Source organism: Actinomadura violacea (assembly GCF_017573465.1).
GTDB lineage: Bacteria > Actinomycetota > Actinomycetes > Streptosporangiales > Streptosporangiaceae > Spirillospora > Spirillospora violacea.
On sequence record NZ_JAGEPF010000008.1, the window covers coordinates 20964 to 44009 of the forward strand.

Consider the following 23046-nt stretch of genomic DNA (forward strand, 5'->3'; position numbering starts at 1 on the left):
CTCAGTGGCCGGTGCGCCGGTGGCCAGCAGGTGCGAACAGAGTGCTGTTCATCGGGACGGACACCCGAAAGAGGTTCGAGCATGAACGGCACCAGCGTCACCGAGATCCGCGGCGAGCTTCACATCGATGGCCGCCGGCTCTCCTACCTGGACTTCGGCGGGCCCGGCCGGCCGCTGCCGGCCCTGCACGGCCACCTCTACGAGGCGCGTGCCGGCCATCGTCAATGTCGAAGGCCCGGTCTGCGATCTCGATGACGGCCCCAGCGCCCTGTCGTTCGTGCTGTCGATGCCCTACACCGCCCCCGACCGCCGAGCGCTCCTGGACGCCATCGGCCCGCTGGCCCCGATGATCGGCGACAAGCTGCGCCCCGTCCCGGACGGCGGCTGGCGCCTGCCGTTCCACCCGCAGGACACCATCACCTCAGAGCAGGGGACGCACGGCGACCACTGGGCCGACTGGACCGCCACCACCTGCCCCGCCCTGCTCGTGCTCGCCCGCAACAGCCAGGTCCTCACCCCTGAGGACGGCAAGGAGATCGTCGCCCGGCGCGCCGACACGAGGCTCACCGAACTCGACGGGGACCACTTCGTCCACGCCACCGACCCCGACGGCTTCGCCGCCGCCGTCAAGCCCTTCCTCGACACCCTCGCCTGACCCGCTCCGGGTGAAACGTCCGCAGGTCTCTGCCGGTCCACGGCTTCACTCCTACGGCTGCGCCGCGTCCCCGCCATCCAGGTACTGGGCGAGGCGGTGCATGAATGCGTCCAGATCGGCCAGCAGCGCCGCCGACTCGTCCGGGCGGTAAGCCAGAATCGCCCCCCGCATGCGCGTCGCCGCGTCCGCGAGCCGCTCGCGGTCCCGCATGACGGCGTGCAACCGCATGAGCGAGGCGAGCGAGTCCAGGTGCCGGTCGACGGCCTCCCCGTCGGACGGGTCGAACGGCGCGTCCGCGACCTCAAGGAAGGCGGCGACGGCGCCGCTGACATCGCCGAGTTCGCTGCGGCACTGCGCGACGTAGTAGCGGGCGGCCTGCGCGTCCGGGTCGTCGGAACCGTACCGGGCGGCGATGCGGCCGCCCACTTGCGTGAACAGCGCGGCGGCCTCGGTGAAGTTGCCCGCGATGTACTTGGCCGTGGCGAGCCGGAACTCCAGTTCGCCGGCCAGGTCGGGGTCGGCGGCGCGTTGCCTGGCCTCGTCGAGCAGGTCGAACGCCTCGACGAACAGTTCGCGTTTCAGCAGGTTCTCGACGCGTTCGGCGATCTCCTCCACGTCCCGTTCGGTGATCGCGGGTCCGGGCTGCGGGGCGGACGGACTCGGTGTCGCCGCGCTCGTCGCGCCACCGGGGCCGCGCCGCCGGCGCAGGCCGCCGCCGAGCGGCCGGAGGAACGGCAGGCACGGGTCCAGGTCGGTGATGTCCGCGGGGAACCCGTCCTTCGCGGGCCCGAATGCGTGGGGCAGCAGCGCCTCGTACACGCTCGCCGCGTCGGGACGGTCCTCAGGTTCCTTCGCCAGCATCGCCAGAAGGAGGTCCTTGAGGTCTGAGGGGACGTCTGGCCTCATTGCCGTGATCAGCGGTGGATCGGAGCGGACGTGGTGCCACTGGTGCGACCGGGATGCCGACTCGGCGAATGGCGGCCGTCCCGTCAGCACCTCATAGAGCACGCAGGCGAGCGCGTAGACGTCGGACGTCGGCCCGACCGCGTTGCCGAGCACCTGCTCGGTCGACATGTAGGGCGGTGTGCCGACGGTCATCCCCACTTGGGTGAGGCGCGGGTTGTCGCCGGAGCCGAGCAGCGACGCGACCCCGAAGTCCAGCACCTTGACGATGCCGCCGGGCGTCAGCATCAGGTTGGAGGGCTTGATGTCACGGTGGACGACGTCGTGCCGATGCACCTCGTCGAGGACGGAGGCGATCTGCGCACCGATCGCGGCCGCGCGCGCGACCGAGAGCGGGTCCTCGTCGTGGTCGGTTTCGTCGACGAGGGTCTGCAGTTCCCGCCCGTGCAGGTACTGCATGGCGATGAACAGTCGTCCCTCGGCGGGGTCGACCCCGGCGTCGAAGACGGCGGGGACGCCGAGGTGCTCGATGGCGGCGGTCGTGCGGACCTCGCGCAGGAAGCGTTCGCGGCGCGTCTCCAAGCCTTCGCCGGCCGGCCAGTGCGAGGTCGGGCGCTCGTCGAGCATCATCTTGATCACGACGCGGCGGCCGCCGAGGGGTTCGTCGTAGGCCTCCCAGACCTCGCCCATACCGCCGGAGCCGAGGGGGCGGCGGAGCCGGTAGCGTCCGGCGACCAGCCGGCCGCCCGGCTCGTCGGCGTCTCCCATCGCGGATGTCCTTCCGTGCGCGGACGGGTGTGCGGGCCGATCTGCGGGGAGCCTCAAACTATCCCGAAGCGCCCCCGCGGGTCCGGCGGATCTCGGCGGCCCGTTCGGCGGCGGCGCGGCGTTCGGCCTCCCGCCGCACCGGCCGCCGGATCATGCCGTACGCCTGCTGCTTGGCGACCTGCTTGAACAGCCGGTTGACGTTCTCGTCGTCGAAGTAGCGGACGAGCAGCTCGTCGTTGGACGCGGCCTGGCCGATCATGATGCGGTCGGCGTCCTTCTCGACCTCCCGCTCGAACACCTCCCGCGAGTTGTTCAGCGCGATCGCGGCGAGTTGGGGGTCCTCGGCGATGGCGACCGCGAACTGCCCGACGATGATCTTGTCGGCGGTGGACAGGTCGGCGCCGTACTGGTCGTTGACCTGGTCGATCAGCTCGGCGAGGGTCAGCTCCTCGGGGTCGGCGGACGGGCCGGTCTCTCCCGGGAACAGCCCGGAGACCACCTGGTCGCCGTCGGCCTTCAGTTCCATCTCGGGCTCGCCGGACTGTTGCATCCGCAGGTGGCTCGGCTCCACCTCACCGACGTCGACGGCGGGGTCCTGGCCCCGCGGCGGCAGCTTGTTCAGCAGGAACCGGCCGTACTCGTACAGCAGGTGCAGCTCGTCGTCGTTGTAGCCGATGACCTGGGAGAGCCAGCCGTAGGCGCGCACGTAATCGCGCAGCGCGCCACGGAACAGCTCGGCCTTGTCGGGTTCCTCGGCGGCGAGCGCGGTGAACCGGTCGACGGCCGGCTGCAGCCACCGGTACAGCTTCCCGTGCGCCTTGACCAGCTCTCGCTCGTCGGCGGCCTTCGCGCGTTCGACGGCGAGCGCCTCGAAGAACGACCGCATCTCCGACTCGACGAGCAGCCGGTAGGCGTGGACCTCCCGCTCCTTGGCGTACAGCAGGTCGGGGTCGGTCGGCTCGCTGATCGTCGTCTCGTAGAACGGCTGGAACGCCGCGAGGATGTCGTCCGCCTTGTTGACGAAGTCCATCACGAAGAGGTCTTCCTGGGTCTTGCCCGGGTGGGTGCGGTTCAGGCGCGACAGCGTCTGGACGGCGGCGACGCCCGCGAGGGGCTTCGCGACGTACATCGTGGTCAGCAGCGGCTGGTCGAACCCGGTCTGGTACTTGTCGGCGGCGACGAGGATGCGGTACTCGGGTTTCGGGACCGTCCTGGCGCGCTTGTCGTCGGCCCGCGTGTAGCCGAACCGCTGCGGGAGCTCCCGCTCGGGGAAGCCGTTGAGCTTCGGCTCGGTGTACTCGGGGCCGTCGTCCTCCAGCCTCAGTGTCCCGGAGAACGCGACGAGGGCGCCGCAGTCGGTGAATCCGCGCTCGTCCACGTAGGTTCGGATCGCCTGGTAGAGCTCGAGCGCGTCGGCGCGCAGCGGCGTCACCACCATCGCCTTCGCCCGGCCGCCGAGCCGGGGCGCGGTGTGCGACCGGAAGTGATCAACGATGATCTTGGCGCGGAGCGCGGTGGCCGCCTCCGACCACAGCGCCTGCCGGACGACCTGCGCCTTCGCCTTGCGCGGGTCGACCATCCGCTCGGCGGCGTCCGCGGCCGCCTTCGACAGCTTGAAGTAGGTCGCGTAGGTGACGTAGTTGCGCAGGACGTCGAGGATGAAGCCCTCGTCGATGGCCTGCCGCATCGAGTAGACGTGGACGGGCTTGTTCTTCTTCTCCTCCGGGCCGTACCGGCCGAACAGGTCGAGGGTCTTCTTCTTCGGCGTCGCGGTGAACGCGAACACCGACAGGTTCGGCTGCCGCCCCCGCGCCAGCGCCGCCGACGTCAGCGGGTCGCCGGACTCGTCCACCGTCCGGGACCCGAGGGCCTTCTTCAGCGCGGCGTTGTCCTCGCCGCCCTGCGAGGAGTGCGCTTCGTCGATGATGATCGCGTACTTGCGCTTCGACAGGTCCCGCACCTTGTCCAGGACGTGCGGGAACTTCTGCTGCGTGGTGATGACGATCCGGGCACGGGCGCCGGAGAGCGCGTCCGCGAGCTGCCGGGAGTCGCTCTCGATCCGCTCCACCACACCCTGGACCTGCTCGAACTGGTAGATGGTGTCCTGCAGCTGCTTGTCCAGGACGAGCCGGTCGGTCAGCACGATGACCTTGTCGAACACGGGCTCGTTCGCGTCGTCGTGCAGCGTGGACAGCCGGTGCGCCAGCCAGGCGATGGTGTTGGACTTTCCGGACCCGGCGGAGTGCTCGATCAGGTAGTTCTCCCCGGTGCCCTTCTCACGCGCGTCGGCGACCAGCGACTTCACCGCGTCCCACTGGTGGTACCTCGGGAAGATCAGCGGCTGGGTGTGCGCCGCGTACGGCTTGAAGGACGGCGCCTTGCCCGCCTTCGCGTCGGCGTCCTCCACGTGCAGGTACTGCTGGAGCAACTCTAGGAAATTGTCACGCTGGAGCACCCGCTCCCACAGGTAGGACGTCTGGTAACCGGACTCCCCCACCGGCGGGTTGCCCGCGGTTCCGGCCCTGCCCGGCCCGTTGGACCCCTCGTTGAACGGCAGGAACCGGGTCCTGTTGCCCGCGAGCCTTGTCGTGAGGAACACGAGGTCGGTGTCGACCGCGAAGTGGACGAGGGTACGCCGCGCGAAGAACAGGCACTTGGGGTCGCGGCGACGGTACTGGGCGCGGGCGTCCGCGACCGTCTGCCCTGTCGCCGCGTTCTTCAGTTCCGCCGACGCCACCGGGATCCCGTTGACGAAGAACGCCAGGTCGACGGACTGGGCCGGGTCGTCCGCCGAGAAGTGCAGTTGCCGCGTCACGGTGAGCCGGTTCGCGCGGTACTCGTCGAGGGCGCCAGCGGCGAGCGTGTGCGCGGGCCGGAAGCAGGCGAGCCGGAACCGGACGCCCTTGTCCTTGACGCCGCGCCGCAGCACGTCGAGCGCGCCCCGCGCGTCGATCTCCTTCGCCACCAGCCGCGCGAAAGGCCCGGCCGGGTCCTCCCCGTAGGCGGTCCGGAGCCGCTCCCACTCCCGGGCCTGCGTCCGCCCGATGAACACCGCGAGTTCCGCAGTGTCGAGCGCCAGGCCCCGGTCGTAGTTCCCCGGTTCGCCTGCCGACCACCCATGGGCGATCAATGCACTCTCGACGGCGTCCTCGAACGTCCTCTCCCCGTACACCTTCGCCATCGCCGCTCCAACTCGCCGACCACCGAGACTCCCGACGCCGGACATCCTAGCGTCCTCGTGAGCTATCCGTCGACAGCTAACAGCTGTTTGCGACGCTAACACTCTCTGCCTTGTTCTTTGTGCATGACAGAGCAGTCGTCATTCATCTGATTTCTGACAAAGAATTTGACTTACCTGACCCATATCGGCCAGCACGCCTCCGGGTGCTTGCGTTTCCGGCTCCACGCCTTCGATGATCAAGCGGTCCTAGATCATCGCTTCCAGCTACGGAGCGTCGAATGAAATTCAGTCATCTGGTCGGCGGGGCGGTCGTCGTGGCCACCATCTGCGTCACGCCGGGGTATGCGCTCGCCGCGCAAGGCGACGCCGGCACGAGCCGCGCAGGGGATGCTTACAGCACCGGAATCAAGACGAAGTACGGCAGGCTGACCCTGAAGTTCCCGCACGCGAATGACCAGACGAAAGCGGAGGCCAAGAAGCTACTCGCCAAGATCGCGTCCAGCCCGGGAGGCGTGGCGACCCCCAAGCTCGATCCGCCGGCGCAGCCGATTCACGGATCCCAGGGAGACTACGAGTTCTCCGACGCGAACGGAACGTTCAACATCAGGTACAACCGCCCCTACAGCACGGTGAACTGGGGATACAGGATCAGCACGGACCTGCTCGCCATCGCGGTCAGCCAGGTGGACGAGTGGGGCATGACCTACCAGGTGAACGACGGACCGGTACAGAAGAACGCGCCCCATGTCGAAGTGCCGTGGTACTGGTTCCATGGCACGATGAAGCCGCTGCACGACAACGACATCCTCGACTACGCCGACGAGTTCCAGTTCACCGTGTACGTGGCCGGGCAGGTCGGCCAGGCCGACATCAACATCGGCGGACATGTGGTGACCCTTCCCTAACAGTGGAGGTGCGATGGGCACGGGGCTGAAATCTCGAGTGCTGACGGCGTTGGCCGCAGTGGTTCCTGCTCTGGTGAAGGAGAGCGAACTACGAGAAGTCCGGCTCTCCGATGGCCGCGACGGCGTAACCGTCGAAATCTTCTTCACCGAAGACCAGGCGAGTTTCCGCTACATCTCGCTGTGGGACGGCTCGACCGATCTCGTAGAAATCGTGGACTACCTGTTCCAGGAGCTTCAGGATTTCATGTCCGAGACATCCTTCGCGTGGAGTGAGGCCCGGCCCCCGTGCCCCGGGCACTCACATCCCCGCCGGCTGGCGTTGGAAGACGGCGCACTGTGGTGGCTATGCCCCTCCGGCGATCCCGGCCGGAAGGAACGCGCGTTCCCCGAGCTCGCGGCGTTCTTCAGCGATCACAGAGGTTAGAGGCGGCCTCGCGGCCCCGCAGGCGAGGCCGCCGGCCACCACGTGCTTCCGGAGCGGCGCGGCGCGGACTCATACGCCGGCTCCCGGCCCCAGCGACCTCGTCATGAAGACGCTGTCCCGGTCCGGGACGTAGGCGGCGAAAGGTTCTCAGTAGTCGAGAAGCCGAACTTCTCGTAGAGCCTCCCTGCCGGAAGGAAGAAGTCGTCCGAACCGGTCTCCAAACTCAGCCGCGTGAAGCCCATACGCTCGGCCGCGGCGATGATGTGCCCGGGCAGCCGCGACGCGATGCCGCTCCGCTTGCGCGCCGTGGACGTCCGCATCGACTTCAGCTCCGCGTGCGACGCGTGCAGCCGCTTGACGGCTCCGCAGCCCACGACGGCGCCGCCGTCCACCACCGACCAGAACGTGACGCCAGGCTTGCGGCGTTCGGCCACGTCGAGAGCGTGCTGCTCTGTAGAGGCGTGATGGACCGCATCTGTCGGACATGCTGTCCAGGAACTCGGCGATCTCCGGACCGGGCGCCTCCACGCCGCCCGGCCCGTCCGCGCCTACTTGTCGTACCGGCCCGCGCGGATGTCGCTCATCAGCGCCCCGAACGCCCCGCCCCCGAACGCCAGCTTCGGCCCCTCAGGATCCTTCGAATCCCGGACCGCCACCCCCACCGCCACCCCGGCCACCTCGACGCACGCTCCGCCCTCGCTGTCACTGCGAGAACTCTTCCGCCAGTCCGCGGACGACAGATCGACTGTGCTCACGTGTTCTCCATGATCGTACGAACCATGCACTGGGACTCAGCCGCCGACAGTGCGGCAGTCCTGATCACATCGAACAATATGCCAAGTTCCTGAACGTCACTCGGTTCTGTGAGTATCTGACCGTGGCGACCCACTCCGTCCACGTACGCAACGTCTGGGGCCTGTTTAAACCCCAGCACCTGGAAACCACACGGCTGGAAGACGGCCGCGTCCGCCGGGATGATCTGTATCGCAAGCTTCGGATGCTCCATCACATCCAATAGGCGCTTGCACTGCTCGACCCGAAACTCAGACCTGATATCGCGTATCACCGCCTCCCGAATGAGCACGAACAACCAAGGCGGTTCGAGCCTCTGCAGAATCGCCTGCCGCTCCATGCGGATGGCAACCAACTCATCGACCTTGTCCGCGCGCATACCTGCCCCAAGGACGAAGCGCGCATATTCCTCAGTCTGCAGCAGGCCAGTGACCAGCAGGGGCTCGTAGATGCTGATGTGCGTCGCGTCGGGCTCTGCCTCAGCGAGCGGGCGGAAGCCGCTCGGAATCAGGCCGCGCTTCCGGGCCACCACATGTCTCTCCCAGGTACGGCGGAACATGCCACCCGCCTGGAAGTAGGTGTCGAGGTCGTCGGCGAGCCCCTCGGACGGCGGCTTCTCATAGGCCTCGACCTTGGCGAGCCACTGCGGGGTGCAGCCGAGCGCCGCGGCGAGCTTGTTGCGGGAGAGCTTGGCCGCCTCGCGCCTCGCACGCATCTCGCTGACGAACGTCTCCTGGTGGACGGACGGGGTGCAGTCACGCGTGGGTGCCATCGGGTGTCTCCCGGGTGTCGGCCCGCCGGTTCGGGGGGTCATGCCGTCTGGTCGGGGTGCTCGAAGGGGAGTAGTCGAGTCATGGCTGAGCGTAACCACACCCTGCCACGCTCGTCCGACAGAACACCGACCGAAGCACAGGGAAGCGCCGTCAATGAACGAACAAGAACGAGCACGCCTTCAGGAGCAGTACCCGGCGTGGCACATCCGCCGGCCCCCGGCAATGGCGTGCCTCGTGGCGACCCGCCTTGGCCGCCCGCTCACCGAGAAGGAGATCTACTACGGCCTGTGCGCCACCCTCGTCGAGGACACCTACGACCTGCTCAGCGAGGCCCTCGCCGAACAGCGCAAGATCGAGGACTCCCTGTGATCTTCGCGCTCGCGATCACCGGCGTCACGCTCATCGCGCTGTTCGCCGCCTGGATGTTCGTCCTCTTCGTCAGCATGGCCTTCGCCGACAACGGCTACGTCGGCAAGCATCGCGGCCTGCCCGATCCCAAACCGAACCGATCGGGACGGCCCGACTCTCACCGCTCCTATCACCGCACCCTCGGAGGACGAGCACCCGAGCGCACTTCGCCGAGGCGCGATCGCCGGACACCGGTCATGGAGCGATCGTAGCCGCGTACGCAGCGTCCACCTCGGCCGTGAAGACCTCTTCCGGGCCATCGCTTTCCGTGATGGTCACATGGGCTGAACGAGTCCGCGACCAGAAGGCCCGCATGTCCGGGCTCGTCATGAGAAAGCGGAGGGCTCCGCGAAGCTCAGGCAGATCGATCGTGTGCGTCTCGTAGGCCACCTTCTGCAGATTGAGAATCAGATTGCAGTAATGATCCTTGCGAGAGGTCTCATGACCAGGGGCCGGCGCCGGCCAGACGGAACGAAGCTCGGGATCGTCGATGGCCATCTTGATCAGATCGGTGTGAAGCTCGCGCATCGCCAGCTCGCTGCTGCGCTGCTGCTCCTCGCGGGCGATCGTCAGTTCCTCCCGCTGGTTCCGCAGCTCACGGCCCTGCATGAGGAGAGCCGCGGTGATGCCGATGAACGCGACGCCCGAGAAGAAGACCGCGACCGGGCCGAGGGCTTGACCGATGTCCGACCACCGGGACAGCTCGTCGTGATCGAGCCGCAGCAGCAGGAAGAGCGGGACCAGAACGCACGCAAGCACCAAGACGAGCCCCGCCGCGACGGCGAGGCCCACTCGGAGATGTCTATCGCCTTGGTTCATAGGCATCGGCATGCTCGACCATTGGAACTCCCGAACGCCTAACGACCGGAGGCATCCGGGGAGAACTCGGCCTCCGTCACCGGCGTACCCTCGGCACGCAGTTCGTCAACGATGTTCGCGAGCGCCCCCAGCGTTGCTGGAACGCGCGTGATCCAGCCGCCGACCTGGTAGCCGACGGGCCCGTCTCCATAGTCGTGGATGAGAGCGATGTCGGCGTCAAAGAGCAGGAAGTCGAAGTAGTCCTCCACCGGGGACGGCGGCACGATGAACTCGACGTTCTCCCCGAGACGGCTGCGGATCTCGTAGTTGATCATCTCGTAGCGGAGGTAGTCGGTGAGCGGCGGAGTCACCAGCCGCACACGGGTGAACTCCAGCCCTCGCGCCTTCACCTCGTCGTAGAGCGGCTGATCATCTTTCGCCTCTTCCTCCAGGAGACGCCGGGCCAGGTCGACGTCTCCCTTCTGGAACGCCTCCTGCGACCGCACCCCATCGGCCTCCTGGTACGACTGCCAGCACTCGACCTTGAGAAATCGCCGGCCGATCCGTCGCCATGCCTCACCGAACGTCCGTTGGAATTCCTCCAGCGAAACGCGTTCGCCGCCGTCCAGGGCCCACGCGGGCGGTCGATGCATCATGCGTCCGGGATGTCCTTCTTCGCGACAGTCAGGGTAGCGCGCGTGATTTAAACTCTGCGCTCGTTCGGCGCACAACGCGCATCTTTAAGCGGGTTCAAGCCGAGTCGATCTGTAATATCGACCCCGATGACAGCGAAAGATCCGTCATCGAGCGCCAGAATATCGGGAGATCCGCTCGCAGATGTCGTTTCGCCGCGTTCCGCAGGCGGTCATCCCAACTTGACCCGCCTGATCCCGACAGGTCATGCGGCTTTCGGTAACGTCCTCACCGATCAGCGCTGCCCTACCGAACCGAACCCCGCGCCCCTTACAGAAGCGCGCGGTCCGACCCACGCCCCAGCCGCCCAGCGCGCGTTCAACAGCCCAGGTCGGCCTCAGTCGCCCTCGCCCTTCTCCCACACCTTAACAGCCAGGTCCCAACGCGACTTGTGCTCGTTCAACCACCAGCGCCTGGGGCCCTGTGCGGAAACGGGCGAACGGTCACAGCCTGCGAGTTTCCAGGTCTTGACGGCAAGGCCAGCCAAGAGGATCGCCTCCGCCACAGCCCATGGAAGGCACATAATTTAGTCGCCCGTCCACACAACAGCTACTTTCCCCGAACCAGTTCTGCAATAATTACCATTCGAATGAAATACTTAAGGCTATCGGCAATCGCATCTACGGCGACCGGAGTGAGAACTTTGTTCGATCGCCACTGTGCAAGCGCTTTGCGTTTTGGCCTATATTTATCTGCAAGGCCCGGAGCGGGTTCGCCGCACCGGGCATCCCTAACCACCAGATTTGCAATGTTCCGGCATTTGACTTCGTCGGTGAATATTGCCAAGAGGAACGAATTCGGACCATATTCGCTGTCGACGTAGTGAATGAGCCGCGACAGGACTTCGTCCACCGCATCTGGAATGCTCGAGAGGAGGGACTCCTCGTCGAAGCCGTGCTTGTCGATCCCTTCCAAATCAAGCAGTTGGAAGACAAGATGGGCGATGAACAAGTCGCCCCATCGAGCCATGCTGGCAGCGCGCCCTTGAAGCTCATTGCGCCTTTGCTCCAAGACCGTGCCGACTGAGCGCCAGGCCAGGACGAGCCGCCAGATCCGATAGGCCGACGGCACCTCACCGAACAGGCGAGGGTAGGACCCGGTTGTTCCGCGCTCCCAAAGAGAATCCGTCCGCTGACGGGCGCGCACGACCAACTCGGGCGACTGGTGAGCACAGGCCAACGCAAGCGCCGCATGCTCGACCGAGCAGCCAGCGTCCGGCGACGGGTCCGGCTCACCCTTTTTGTAGACGTAGGTCTTCCAAAGCGACAGCAGGAAGTCCTCGCGGATCTCTGCCTGTGCGGTGTCGAGCGCGACGAACTCTCGCTGCGAGACGTCATTATGCGTGTTGATCGTTTCCGTGATCCGCTTCGCAAAAGTAGAGCGATCCTTGCCGAGCGAAAGCGCGCGGACGGTCACGAGCGCCTTGCCAGCCGCGTTCGCGTCCTTCTTCATAACGTTATGGATGGCTGAGATGGTCTGGATACCATTTGCCACGCTCACGCCGTTCAACCTCAGCCTGACCGGCTCGCCCGCCTGGCGTCCCCTCGGCCATTGCGGCTCGATACTGTCGCACAGCACTGTGATGCCGTTGTTGAAGTAGCAGAAATTCTCAGGCTCGTTGAGCAGCGTCTCTTCGATGCCCGAGTTGGTGGGAGTCAGACCCAGGGAGTTCCGGACGTTCTGCTCGTACAGCCCATCCCCGTGATCGGCGTACCACTGGGCCACATCGCGGACCGCAACCATCCCTTGCCATGCCCTGAACGGTGTCTCCTTCTTGAACCACCCAGACATCGTCGCTTCGACATCGATCGGCGCCGGCGCCAGATCCTGCCGCAACTGCTGATGAAACTCGACACCACCGATCACCCGGTAGGTGAGCATTGGCCCCTGGCTGTTGAAATCCCTGCATGCCCGGTCGAGAACTCTCGTCACTGCATCCGACAGCTTGGCCGGACCCATCAACGCTATGACGAGTGTGATGCGCAGGCGTGCATCACCCATCGCAACGTCAAGTTGCCCCTTGAACTGGTCGATCCGATAGTTGAAGTTGCCTTCGATTTCCCGCCGCTCTATGAGTCGCAGCCCTTCGATCAACTTGAGGGCTGCGCCCTGGTCCAGCTTCCCCGTGCCCGCATCACTCCACTTGGCTTGGAAGAGCCAGACGTCACGGGAACTCTCGTCCACAGCAACGCCATCGATGCCTTGGTCGTCCTCGCCGTCTATGACGGCCCTGCCAGCCTCCTCATGACCGCACCCCGTCACGAGCCGCACCGCCGAGGCCGTTAATGCCCGAGACAGGAACCTCTGCTCTTTGGCGCTTTCCTGATACCCTTTGAGGTCGTCGGAATAGATGAGGCCGTCGTAGTCCCGGAGCAACGCCTGCCGCACATGCTGAACCTGAGTAGGAATACCGCCACTACGTTGCGCCGAGCTCATATCCGCCCCCAGCCTCCCGTACCCGCTCACCAGCCTCGAACTGAAGCATCACACGAGTCAGACGCCCCGCGCCGTCGTAACGTCCAACTCCCCCGTCACCGCCGCTGTAATAACCGCCCGCCTCCGCTCCTCCAACAACCGTTTCTGGCGTTTGAGCAAGCTGATGAGGGACTCACCCGACTTCAAGTCAAGATTCACGCGCTCGGCAATCTCAACCTGGCGCCTCAACGAAACCATCGGAACACGTAGATTACGAATTTTTCCACTGCTCGTAGATGCCAGATTTGTACTCTTAGACCCAGTGCTTTCAAAATAACTTCTGGCATATGCCGTTCTGGTCAATAGCGCGAGGTAATTAGGATTAAGCCGATCACCGGGACGCACGGCAAAGACATGATTCTGATGCAAGCAATTAGGTATCTCTCCACTCCAGACAGTGCCCCGACCAAGCTTGTCAAGGTCGCCACCTTCCGTCATAAGAACGTCGCCCGGTTGCAGGGTGCTCGAGCGAGCCACACTCACGGGCACCGTAATTTCAGTGACGGATCCGAGTTCCAGGTGCCCCGCTTGAACGTTAGCAACCCGGAGATATGGCCGCGTTACCACCTGGCCCGCCGTGGAACGCGAACTGTCGACAGTCACACCTGACTGAATTGACGCCAGGTAACCCAAACGGACCATATCCACCGAACCATCGACTGGAAAGGCAGCCGAGACACTCGCAAATTGACGTTCGGCCACCAGTTCAAACTGCCAATTTCGCAGCGATACCAACTGATCGATACGCGCGGTCTCGGCGTCAAGGAAGTCCGCGATTCGCCGTTGCTCGTCAAGCGGCGGGATCGGAATGTTTAGATCTGCCAAGGTGGCCGGATCGAATGACGTCGAACGTTCGCGAATCCCCTTGGCCAGGGACGCAACGAAGCCACTTCTTGCCATATCCCTCAAGACATAAGCCACGAAACGGAGATCTGCACTCTCCGAGGTATATGCGTGGACTACAGGCGACGCCTTCCCATTCGAGTCGGAAACTCCGATCGCGCCGGCAAATCCGTCCATAGCATGGACGACCAGATCCCCTACCCTCAGACCCTGATAGCCGATCTCCTTCACAGCCTCTGTAAAGCCTTCAAGTCGACGGTTCTTGCGTAGCGTAACTCGTCCGTCCCGAAAGGCAGTAACAACTTCATCGGTCGCTTTCGCTGGGCGCCGCTTCCTTACCAGGATGTGCTTAGCACGTCGAGAGTTCCAAGAATCGGGAACTTCGCCGATACCTTCAATGATCACGAGGTCACCTGGCCGAGGAGGATTTGAATCTGGGCTTCGACGGCCTTGAGTTCTGCGTCGATCTCTTCGAGAGGCCGGGGCGGGGTGTACATGTAGAAGTATCTGGTGAAGGGGATCTCGTAGCCGATCTTAACTCGAATCGTCTTCTTGGTCTTCGGGTCCTTGGTCTCGGCCATCCAGGCGTCAGGGACGTGGGGGCGCACTTCCCTCTCGAAGTACTCGTCTATGTCCTCGGTGAGTGGGACGTTCTCGAAGTCGCGAAGGTCGGGATCATGCACGACCTTCCCCTTGGCCACCTTCTGGATCTCGCCTTCGGGGTCGGTGACCGAGAACGCGGCCATGACGGCCTTCTCGACCTTGTCCGGCGGGACGGTGACGGAGTTCTCGATGTAGCCGGCAAAGAGCTTGTCACGGAACTTCGTCCTCTCCTTCTCCGAGAGGCCGATGAGGTTCTTGAGACCGGTCAGCAGCTCGTCGCGGAGGTCGTACTTCTGGAAGGCCGACGACTCCGCGAGTGCGGCGAGAGTGTCCTCGCTGATCTCGAAACGCTGGCGTAGGGGGCGGTCGATGGTGATGCGCTGGTAACCGAAGTCCTCATTGCGAAATACCTTGACTTTGGCGTGGTCGGGGTGATCCGGGTCGTCAGCGATGTCAAGGGCGTTCCGGTAGATGCGACAGACGTGGTCCCGCTGATCCTTACTGATCTCCTTGCGCTTCTCTCCGAGAGACTTGCGGATCTTCTGCCACTGGTCGCGGGCGTCCAAGAGGACGACCTTGCCCTTGTTGCGGGAGGCCTTGTTGTTCGTGACGATCCAGAAGTACGTGGAGATGCCGGTGTTGTAGAAGAGCTGGTCAGGCAGGGCGATGATGGCCTCAAGGTGGTCGTTCTCGATGATCCAGCGGCGGATCTCCGACTCGCCGGATCCTGCGCCGCCCGTGAACAACGGGGAGCCGTTGAAGACGATGGCGAGGCGGGAGCCCTTCAGCTTGTCGTCCACGTCGGCTGTGACCGGCCGCATCTTCGACATCATGTGTTGGAGGAACAAGAACGAGCCGTCGTTGATGCGTGGGAGGCCGGCTCCGAAGCGTCCGGCGTGGCCGCGATCGTTGTGCTCATCCTTAACGGCCTTCTCCACCCTCTTCCACTCCACGCCGAACGGCGGGTTCGCGAGCATGTAGCGGAAGTCCTTGCCCTCGTGGGCGTCATGGCTGAACGAGTTGCCGAACGCGATCGACGAACTCTTCTCGTCGTAGCCCTTGATGAGCATGTCGGAGCGGCAGATCGCGTAGGACTCGGCGTTGATCTCCTGTCCGGCGAGGTTGATGCGCGCGTCCGGGTTCAGCATCCGGATGTGCTCCTCCGCCGCAGCCAGCATCCCGCCCGTCCCGCAGGCCGGGTCGAGGATGTCGATGACCCTGCCGTCACCGGTCAGCGCGTCCACGTCCGGGGCAATGAGAAGCTCGACCATCAACTCGATTACCTCGCGCGGCGTGAAGTGCTCGCCAGCCGTCTCGTTCGAGAGCTCGGAGAACTTCCTGATCAGCTCCTCGAACAGGTACCCCATGTCGTGGTTGCTGACCTTGGACAGGCTCAGGTCGAGCTTGGGGTCGGCGAACTTCTGTACGACCTGGTAGAGCAGGCCCGCCGCGTCCAGCCGCTCGATCTGCGTATGGAAGGCGTACCGCTCGATGATCTCGGAGACTTCCGCCGAGAAGCCGTTCACGTAGTCGGCGAGGTTCTTGCGGACGTTCGCCGGGTCGGCGCCGATCGTTGCGAAGGTCTGCTTGGACGTGTTGTAGAACGGCAGCTTCGCCACTGCCTTCAGGAGCGCGGGCGGGGTATCGCCAGAAAAAGAGGCGTCGCGGTCCCAGACGTCCTGGCGGGTCGGAGCCAACACGCAATCGAAGCGACGCAAGACCGTGAACGGAAGGATGACCTTGCCGTACTCCGACTGCTTATAGTCACCCCGGAGCAGGTCCGCCACCGACCAGATGAAGGCGGACAGGTTCTGGTCAACGCTCACTCGGCGCCCTCTCGCTTCGTTCGCTTCTTCTTCGTCCCCGCGTCCGGCTTCCGGGCGGCGGGGGGTGGGTCAAGTGTGCCGCTCGTCAGGCCGTCGTGGGCGAGCTGCACGGCCCGGCGTCCTATCTTGGCCGCCTCTTCGAGCTGCTGCACGAAGGTTTCCAGTTCTCTGAACGCGGTCCCGTATGTCCGCTGGCGGTCCGGGTCCATCTGGGGGACGCGGGCGCCTCGCGGATCGGCACGGTGCGTGCCGGACCCGGACGTGTTGCGGCGGGTGTTGGCGGCGCTGTTGAGGAAGCCGACCAGGAAATCGGTGTCGAGCTGGTCCGTGGTGGAGACGGGGCGCCCTTCCTCGACCTGAACGAGGCCGCCGCGCATCAGCTCGGACACGTTGACGGTGGCCGCGATGTCCTCGCGTCCTTCGGCCAGGTGAGGCAGGGCGCCGTGCAGGGCGTCGAGGAGTTCCTCGAAGCGGGCGCGGGCGTCCTCGTAGGCGGCGGCACCCGGCTGTCCGGCGGCGACGTGGCGGGTCGGGGTCAGGTCCGTCTCGTCGTCCAGCAGCGAGATCGCGGGGACGGACGCGACGCGATCGGGGTCCGGGCGGATCGGACCGGACAGGTCGGCGTCCGTCAGATCGACCATGCGGACGCGGGCGTCCGGGCGGGCCGGGCGGCGCAGGACCCAGATGTGGACGGGCGCGGAGTGTCCGGCGGCGAGCCCGCCGGGGAGCGCGACGAGGGTGTCGAGGATGCCACTGCGTACCAGTTCGGCGCGGATCCGGCGGCCCGAGCGGCGGTAGGACGCCGACGCCGGCAGGACGAGCAGCGCGCGTCCGCCGGGCGCGGTGTGGAAGTAGCAGTGCTGGAGCCAGGCGAGGTCGCCCTCCGCCTTCGGGGGCAGCGCGATCTCCCAGCGGGGGTCGAGCAGCAGGTCCTCGCGTCCCCAGTCGGCTTGGCCGGACGGCGGGTCGCAGACGACGAGGTCCGCTTTGAGCCGGGGGAACCGATCGTCGCGCAGTGCGTCACCGTGTGCGGTCTCAACGTCGCCGGGTCTCGTCTCGAGCGCAGCGCGGAGCCGGACGAACTCCGGTAGGCCGTCCGCGGCGTCCTGGCCGACGCGCCCTTTCACCTTGCCGCCACCGACCGACAGCAGCAGGTCCCCGATGCCGCAGGCCGGGTCGTACACCACTCCTTCGGTTTCGCCGGCGAAGTGACGGACGACGCGGACCAGCGCGGGCGTCGACACGTGCTCGCCGCCGCTGCGGTTCTCCGACGCGACGAACCGTTCGGCGAGGTCGGCCACGAGTTCTCCGGGCGACCGTTCCCGCGCCAGGTCGTCGACGAGTTCCCCGGTGGGCGGCGACAGCGGACCGCCGCCCTTATCGCCCTTCAGCCGCGCAGCCACCGCGACGAGGGCGCCGACCATGTCCGCGCCGCGTTCGGCGCGCAGCGCCTGCCACAGCCTGACCTCGTCGGCCACGTCCCGGCCCTTGCCCTGCCGGTCCAGCCAGCGGTGTACGTCCGGCAGTGCGAAGAGCGGCGCCGACGCGGTCCCGGCGACGGCCTCCGGGAAGTCGGGGTGGCGGCGGCGCCAGTTCGACACGGCCGCGCGGGTCACCCCGGCCATCCGCGCTATCTCCGCCGGCGGGACCAGGGCCACCTCATCGTCCGTCATAGCGCCAACGTACACGGGCGTGAGCATCGCCTCAATACTGAAACGCGTTGACAGCGCTAACAACGTACGCGACTCTGTTGACAGCACGAGTGATGAGGCGCGGTGCTCCGCGAGACCGCCGCGCGCCTCCCATCCGATCTCCCGGCCACCCGGGCCGGGAGACGTCTTCCCCCGGGGGTCCGCCATGCCCAATCCCACCCACGAGGTGACCATCTACCGGCTGTCCGCCGCCGTGCCCGACATCGACGCCTTCCTCGAGACGCTGCCGGGCACCTACCTCGACGAATCAGCCTCCGACGACATCGCCTTCCCCGAGTACGCGGGCGCCGGGGCCGTCGCGTTCCACTGGCGGCGCGCCCCCGCCCCCGCTCCCTGGGTCAAGGCCGCGACGCGCCTCATCGGGCCGCTGCCTCACGACTACGAGACGCTCGACTGCGGAGCACTGCTGCAGCTCGATGTCGACGGCGACCGGTACGCGATCGGGTTCGGCAGCGGCTTCCGCGCCGTCCCCGAGCAGTTCAAGGACCACGGCTTCGGACTGCGGTTCACGATCCGCGCGGTCGACGCCGACAGGGTCCGCTCGGTCGTGCGGCGGTCCATGACGGGGCTCGGCCGGCAGGACGCCACGCACGTCCCGTCCGGCATCCCGATCGGGCACATCGGCGTCAGCGAGTACACCGAACTCGTCGGCCGGCTCGCCGGCATGGTCGACCCCGACGACCTCGGCCTCGACCGCGGCAAGCCCGTACGGGTCGAGGGCTCCGCCGGGCTCCGGCTGCGGATCCCGCTGGACCGCGACCGGCTCGTCGCGCTGCTGCGCAGGATCTCCGAGATCTGCGCGCGGACCGTCCCCGACGACTTCGCGTTCGTCGAGGCGATCGCACCCGTCCGGGACGACTGGCGGCTCGGCGACCTCGACCGGCGGCTCGACGACCGGCTCCGCGACGCGGCCGGCGGCGCCGGCGACGACACGGGAACCCGGCTCGCCGCGGCCGTCCCGATGGACCTCGCCGACCTCGCGCACCAGGCGCGCAGCCACCTGATCAAGATCGGCTCGGCGGAGCTGCTCTGCCGCGGTGACCTGGACCTGGAAGTGGTCCTCAGCCGCTGCCGGCTCCAGCACCGGGTCCCGCCCGTCCGCGCACTGCGCCGCGGCGAGGTACGGATGTGCGAGGACGACGAGGGGCGGCGCGTGATCGGCCAGGCGTCCGCGGACAAGTGGCTCGCGGCGGCCGTCCGTGTGAAGGAGCGCGAGTACTTCCTCGTCGAAGGCACCTGGTACGAGGGAGGGAGCGAGTACTTCGCATCCGTCCGCCGCAAGATCGCCGGGCTGTTCCGTTCCGCCCCGAGCCTGTCCCTCCCGGCATGGCCCGACGACCTCGGGCCCTTGCCCGGCTCTGGAAAGCGGGGCGAGGCCGTCTACAACGAGTGGGTCCAGGACACGCTCGGCAAGAGCAGCTTCCTGAACCTCGACCGGACCGGTGCCCGCACCGAGTTCCACGGCGCCAACGGCTTCGAGCCCTGCGACCTGCTCGGGCCGGGCAACGAGCTCGTCCACGTGAAGGCGGGCAGGGGCACCGAGCCGTTCAGCCACCTGTTCAGCCAGGCGCTGGTGTCCGCCGAGGCCCTGTATCTCCGTCGCGACGCGCGGGCGTCCTTCGCCAAGCTCGTCCGCGACACGAGCCGCGGAGCGCGGGAACTCCCGGAAGGCTGGCGGCCCGCGAAGGTCGTCCTCGCGATGAAGGTCAACCGGAAGGCGCCGCTGACCGCGGCCACGCTCTTCCCCAACGCGCAGATCGCGCTCGCGCACCTGGCGCAGACCCTCGCCGGGCACGGGATCGAGGTCGAGGTGATCGCGATTCCGCGCGACGGCTGATGGTGGTCATCGGCGGCGGCCGCGCGGGTCAGGGGGTGGGGCGCAGGAGGCTGAGGACGTCGGCGAGGGGCTGCTGCATGTCGATGGAGCGGTCTGCGAGCCACTGCAGCTGGATGCCGTCCGCGACGGCGAGCAGGAGGACGGCGAGGCGTTCGGCGGGGATGTCGGTGCGCAGCGTCCCCTCGTCCATCGCCTTCTGGAGGTGCTCGACGACGGCCTTGCGCAGAACCTCGTAGCGGCGGGGGAAGAAGTCGTGGGCGGGATGGTCGGGGTCGCCGGCGGACGCCGCCATGGAGACGAACAGCTCGACGAGGCCGGGGGTGCGCATGCCCTGGCGCATGACGTCGAGGGTGTCGTCGACGAGGTCGAACTCGGGGTGGCGGGCGCGTTCGGTCTCGTCGCGGACGCGCAGGACCTGGGTGAGCAGGTCCTCCTTGGACTCGAAGTAGTGCATGACGCCGGGCAGGCTGAGGTCGCAGCGGGCGGCGACCTTGCGCAGCGACGTGCCCCGGTAGCCCTCGTCGGCGAAGATCTCCAGTGCGGCCTCGAGGATCTCGGCCCGCTTCGCCTCGCCCTTGCGGTAGGGGCCGCGTTTCGCCATGGTCCTCACCTTACCGAGATCAGCGCCAGTCGATCTCGGTCGAGCGCAGGGCGGTCAGGCCGCGCTCCCGCCAGAGGACGGTCTGGCGGGCGAGGCGTTCCCGGTAGTCGTCCCAGGACGGCGGCGACGGCGACCAGGCGGCCTCGGCGACGCCGGGCAGGCGCGGCAGGAGCAGGGTCGTGTGGTCGTCGAAGCCCGCGAACCGCTCGGCGAACAGGGTGGCCTCGACGCCCGCGATCTGCTCGGGCGGGACGCCGTAGGAGGACGGGTCCCAGGTCGCGGCGTGCCGGACGGTGCGGGGCCGGTAGGCGAAGCCGAGGCGTTCGCCGGCCTCGGCCTGGTCGGCGGGGACGATCGCCGGGTCGTAGGGCCGGTCGAGGTAGAGGTGCGACTGCGGGGACAGCAGGACGCGGCCGCCGCCGCTGACGATCCGGTCGAGGTCGCCGTCGGTCGGCGCGAAGAACCTGGTCAGGGCTTTGGTGTGGGCGAGGGTGTGGCCGGCGGCGAGGAGTTCGGGGCGGGCGTCCAGCTCGTCCTGGGTCTGCGGGAGGTCCATCATCGGGACGTCCACCCAGAACTGGGCGATGTCGCCGGGGGCGATGCCGGCGCGGGACGACTCCTGCCAGCCGAGGGGCCGCTTGCCCGCGACGCGCAGGGCCTCGCGGGCCAGCCGGATCGCGCCGGCGAACGACGTCTCGTCGGCGCCGAGCGCCTCGTCGCCGCCGAAGTGGACGAACGCGCCGGCGGTGAGCCGGGCCGTCTCCGCGAGGACGTCGACGATGAACGCGCGAGTGTGCGGGTCGGCCGGGTCGAGCGGTGCGGGGAAGGGCGCGTCGGCGGGGTACCAGGAGGGGCGCGGGAGGGTGCCGAGGTCGGGGTAGGCGCGCAGGGCGGCGGCGCTGTGGCCGGGCAGGTCGATCTCGGGGACGACGGTGATGTGCCGTGCGGCGGCGTATTCCTGCAGGCCGGTGTACTCGTCGGCGGTGTAGTGCGGGGTCCCGGCGGTGAGGGCGGGACGGGTCGCGATGTGCAGCCGCCAGCCCTCGTTGTCGGTGAGGTGCAGGTGCAGCACGTTGAGCTTGTAGAGCGCTGCGAGGTCGATGAGGCGGCGCAGCTCGTCCGGGGTGAGGAAGTGGCGGGCCGGGTCGACCATGAGGCCGCGCCAGGCGTACCGGGGCGCGTCGTCGATGACGCGGCACGGCGTCTCCGGTGTCTCCGCGAGGATCTGCAGGACGCCGGCGGCCGCGCGGGCGATGCCCTGCGGGGTGCGGGCCGCGCAGGTGATGCGGCCGGGTTCGACGGTGAGGCGGTAGCACTCGTCGGCGTCGGCGGACGGCTGGACGCCGATGGCGGCGGGCTCGAGCGGCACGTCGTCCAAGGTGAGGACGATCTCGCCGGCGTCGGCGTCGTCGCCGGTGCGCAGGTGCGGGGCCAGGACGGCGGCCGTCCCGTCGAGGGACGGGTCGTCCGTGCGGATGTGCCAGGGGCGGTCCGTCCGGCACATGCCGTGCGTCGTCCGCTGGCGGACGGGGGCTGGGATCACGCTGCCTCCTCGGCCGGGTTCGTGGCGCGGGTCGGACGCTACCATGAAATCCGATCGATGTATGGTTTTCGCGTTCACCCCCGACCGAAAGGCCGAGCATGCCCGCAGACGCATACGCCCTCCCCGCCGGCTTCCTGATGGGCGCCTCGACCGCGGCGCACCAGATCGAGGGCGGCAACACCGCGAGCGACTGGTGGGCGTTCGAGCACGCGTCCGGCACGCGCGTCCGCGAGCCCAGCGGCGACGCCGCCGACAGCTACCACCGCTGGCGCGAGGACATGGACCTGCTCGCCGGCCTCGGCTTCAACGCCTACCGGTTCGGCCTCGAATGGGCCCGCATCGAGCCGGCGCGCGGCGAGATCTCCCACGCCGCGCTCGCCCACTACCGCCGGATGATCGAGGGGGCGCGGGAGCGCGGCCTCGAACCGGTCGTGACGCTGCACCACTTCACGTCGCCGCTCTGGTTCGCCAAGGCGGGCGGCTTCGCCGCGCCGGACGCCGTCGACTCCTTCGTCCGGTATGTGGAGACGGTCGCGCCGATCCTGGACGGCCACGTCCGCCGCACCGTCACCATCAACGAGCCGAACATGCTCGCGCTCATGCAGGCGATCCGCCGCGCCCCGGACGCCGACTACACCCGCATCGCCCCCGACGAGGCCGTCTCCGAGGGCCTGATCGCGGCGCACCACGCGGCCCGCGACGTCCTGCACCGGCTGCTCCCCGGCGTCCAGGCCGGCTGGACGATCGCGAACCAGGTGTACCAGCCGGCGGGGCCCGGCGACGAGGACGCCTGCCGCGCCCACGCCTGGCCGCGCGAGGACCGCTTCATCGAGGCGGCGCGCGGCGACGACTGGATCGGCGTCCAGTCCTACAGCCGCACGCGGGTCGCCGCCGACGGCCCGCTGCCCGTCCCCGACGACGCCGAGAAGACGGTCATGGGCTGGGAGTACTACCCGGAGGCGCTCGGCGAGGCCGTCCGGCACACCGCCGGGATCGTCGGGCCGTCCGTCCCGATCGTCGTGACGGAGAACGGCATCGCCACCGCCGACGACGCCCGCCGCATCGACTACACCACCGGCGCGCTCGCCGCGCTCGCCGCCGCGATGCGCGACGGCGTCGACGTGCGCGGCTACCTGCACTGGAGCGCTCTCGACAACTACGAGTGGGGCTCCTACGAGCCGACGTTCGGGCTCATCGCCGTCGACCGCACCACGTTCGCCCGCACCCCGAAACCGTCCGCCGAATGGCTCGGCGGCCTGGCCCGCGCGGGCGAGATCCCCGGCTGACGGACCGGGCGGCGGCGCGG

At 67.5% G+C, this 23046-nt stretch carries 21 protein-coding genes; 8 read left to right on the top strand and 13 right to left on the bottom strand.

Annotated elements, in window-relative coordinates; all coding sequences use genetic code 11:
• Window positions 1–81: 81 nt before the first annotated feature.
• Both J4709_RS13280 and J4709_RS13285 read left to right on the top strand, forming a co-directional pair.
• Window positions 82–255 (top strand): hypothetical protein, encoded by a 174-nt coding sequence (locus J4709_RS13280; protein WP_208240699.1) that lies wholly within the window; start codon window positions 82–84, stop codon window positions 253–255.
• A complete protein-coding gene (locus tag J4709_RS13285) occupies window positions 209–655 on the top strand; it encodes an alpha/beta fold hydrolase (RefSeq protein WP_208240701.1) in 447 nt (148 codons plus the stop codon). Before J4709_RS13280 ends, J4709_RS13285 begins: the two co-directional genes overlap by 47 nt.
• 51 nt (window positions 656–706) lie before the next feature.
• Here the strand turns inward: J4709_RS13285 and J4709_RS13290 are convergent, their stop codons facing one another.
• Both J4709_RS13290 and J4709_RS13295 read right to left on the bottom strand, forming a co-directional pair.
• Window positions 707–2326 (bottom strand): serine/threonine-protein kinase, encoded by a 1620-nt coding sequence (locus J4709_RS13290; protein WP_208240703.1) that lies wholly within the window; start codon window positions 2324–2326, stop codon window positions 707–709.
• A 58-nt stretch (window positions 2327–2384) separates the two neighbouring features.
• Window positions 2385–5507 carry a type I restriction endonuclease subunit R gene (locus J4709_RS13295; protein WP_208240707.1) on the bottom strand — a complete coding sequence of 1041 codons (3123 nt, stop codon included), beginning with the start codon at window positions 5505–5507 and terminating at the stop codon, window positions 2385–2387.
• A 278-nt stretch (window positions 5508–5785) separates the two neighbouring features.
• On the opposite strand from J4709_RS13295, the gene J4709_RS13300 reads away from it, so the two are divergent.
• Together J4709_RS13300 and J4709_RS13305 are read left to right on the top strand one after the other, a co-directional pair.
• A complete protein-coding gene (locus J4709_RS13300; RefSeq protein ID WP_208240709.1) occupies window positions 5786–6412 on the top strand; it encodes a hypothetical protein in 627 nt (208 codons plus the stop codon).
• A 13-nt stretch (window positions 6413–6425) separates the two neighbouring features.
• Window positions 6426–6836 carry a hypothetical protein gene (locus J4709_RS13305; RefSeq protein WP_208240711.1) on the top strand — a complete coding sequence of 137 codons (411 nt, stop codon included), beginning with the start codon at window positions 6426–6428 and terminating at the stop codon, window positions 6834–6836.
• Window positions 6837–6937: 101 nt separating this feature from the next.
• On the opposite strand, the gene J4709_RS13310 is transcribed toward J4709_RS13305, so the two are convergent.
• The 3 genes from J4709_RS13310 to J4709_RS13320 form a co-directional block, all read right to left on the bottom strand.
• A complete protein-coding gene (locus J4709_RS13310; protein WP_208240713.1) occupies window positions 6938–7270 on the bottom strand; it encodes a GNAT family N-acetyltransferase in 333 nt (110 codons plus the stop codon).
• 114 nt (window positions 7271–7384) lie between these two features.
• A complete protein-coding gene (locus tag J4709_RS13315) occupies window positions 7385–7591 on the bottom strand; it encodes a DUF397 domain-containing protein (protein WP_208240716.1) in 207 nt (68 codons plus the stop codon).
• Window positions 7588–8400: a helix-turn-helix domain-containing protein gene (locus J4709_RS13320; RefSeq protein ID WP_208240718.1), complete on the bottom strand. Its 813-nt coding sequence runs from the start codon at window positions 8398–8400 to the stop codon at window positions 7588–7590. Before J4709_RS13320 ends, J4709_RS13315 begins: the two co-directional genes overlap by 4 nt.
• A 235-nt stretch (window positions 8401–8635) precedes the next feature.
• On the opposite strand from J4709_RS13320, the gene J4709_RS54680 reads away from it, so the two are divergent.
• Window positions 8636–8770, top strand: a complete 135-nt coding sequence (locus J4709_RS54680) for a hypothetical protein (protein ID WP_269757179.1) — start codon at window positions 8636–8638, stop codon at window positions 8768–8770.
• Window positions 8767–9021 carry a hypothetical protein gene (locus J4709_RS13325; protein WP_208240720.1) on the top strand — a complete coding sequence of 85 codons (255 nt, stop codon included), beginning with the start codon at window positions 8767–8769 and terminating at the stop codon, window positions 9019–9021. Before J4709_RS54680 ends, J4709_RS13325 begins: the two co-directional genes overlap by 4 nt.
• On the opposite strand, the gene J4709_RS13330 is transcribed toward J4709_RS13325, so the two are convergent.
• From J4709_RS13330 to J4709_RS13355, 6 genes are all read right to left on the bottom strand, one after another.
• Window positions 9005–9601 (bottom strand): DUF6082 family protein, encoded by a 597-nt coding sequence (locus J4709_RS13330; protein WP_208240722.1) that lies wholly within the window; start codon window positions 9599–9601, stop codon window positions 9005–9007. The genes J4709_RS13325 and J4709_RS13330 overlap by 17 nt on opposite strands.
• Before the next feature lie 65 nt (window positions 9602–9666).
• Window positions 9667–10263 carry a DUF6879 family protein gene (locus J4709_RS13335; protein ID WP_208240724.1) on the bottom strand — a complete coding sequence of 199 codons (597 nt, stop codon included), beginning with the start codon at window positions 10261–10263 and terminating at the stop codon, window positions 9667–9669.
• Window positions 10264–10849: 586 nt separating this feature from the next.
• Window positions 10850–12736, bottom strand: coding sequence for an AIPR family protein (locus tag J4709_RS13340; protein ID WP_208240726.1), 1887 nt, complete (start codon window positions 12734–12736; stop codon window positions 10850–10852).
• Between the two features lie 57 nt (window positions 12737–12793).
• Window positions 12794–14023 (bottom strand): restriction endonuclease subunit S, encoded by a 1230-nt coding sequence (locus tag J4709_RS13345; protein WP_208240728.1) that lies wholly within the window; start codon window positions 14021–14023, stop codon window positions 12794–12796.
• Window positions 14020–16047 (bottom strand): type I restriction-modification system subunit M, encoded by a 2028-nt coding sequence (locus tag J4709_RS13350; protein ID WP_307801208.1) that lies wholly within the window; start codon window positions 16045–16047, stop codon window positions 14020–14022. Before J4709_RS13350 ends, J4709_RS13345 begins: the two co-directional genes overlap by 4 nt.
• Window positions 16044–17720, bottom strand: a complete 1677-nt coding sequence (locus tag J4709_RS13355) for an N-6 DNA methylase (protein WP_208240738.1) — start codon at window positions 17718–17720, stop codon at window positions 16044–16046. Before J4709_RS13355 ends, J4709_RS13350 begins: the two co-directional genes overlap by 4 nt.
• A 184-nt stretch (window positions 17721–17904) precedes the next feature.
• On the opposite strand from J4709_RS13355, the gene J4709_RS13360 reads away from it, so the two are divergent.
• Complete coding sequence (locus J4709_RS13360; RefSeq protein WP_208240739.1) at window positions 17905–19596, top strand: DUF6119 family protein; 1692 nt, start codon at window positions 17905–17907, stop codon at window positions 19594–19596.
• Between the two features lie 28 nt (window positions 19597–19624).
• Here J4709_RS13360 and J4709_RS13365 read toward each other — a convergent pair whose 3' ends face one another.
• Complete coding sequence (locus J4709_RS13365) at window positions 19625–20197, bottom strand: TetR/AcrR family transcriptional regulator (protein ID WP_208240741.1); 573 nt, start codon at window positions 20195–20197, stop codon at window positions 19625–19627.
• Between the two features lie 19 nt (window positions 20198–20216).
• A complete protein-coding gene (locus J4709_RS13370; RefSeq protein ID WP_208240743.1) occupies window positions 20217–21740 on the bottom strand; it encodes a family 20 glycosylhydrolase in 1524 nt (507 codons plus the stop codon).
• 98 nt (window positions 21741–21838) lie between these two features.
• Between J4709_RS13370 and J4709_RS13375 the strand changes: the two genes are divergently transcribed.
• Window positions 21839–23026 carry a glycoside hydrolase family 1 protein gene (locus J4709_RS13375; protein WP_208240744.1) on the top strand — a complete coding sequence of 396 codons (1188 nt, stop codon included), beginning with the start codon at window positions 21839–21841 and terminating at the stop codon, window positions 23024–23026.
• The last annotated feature ends 20 nt before the right edge of the window (window positions 23027–23046 follow it).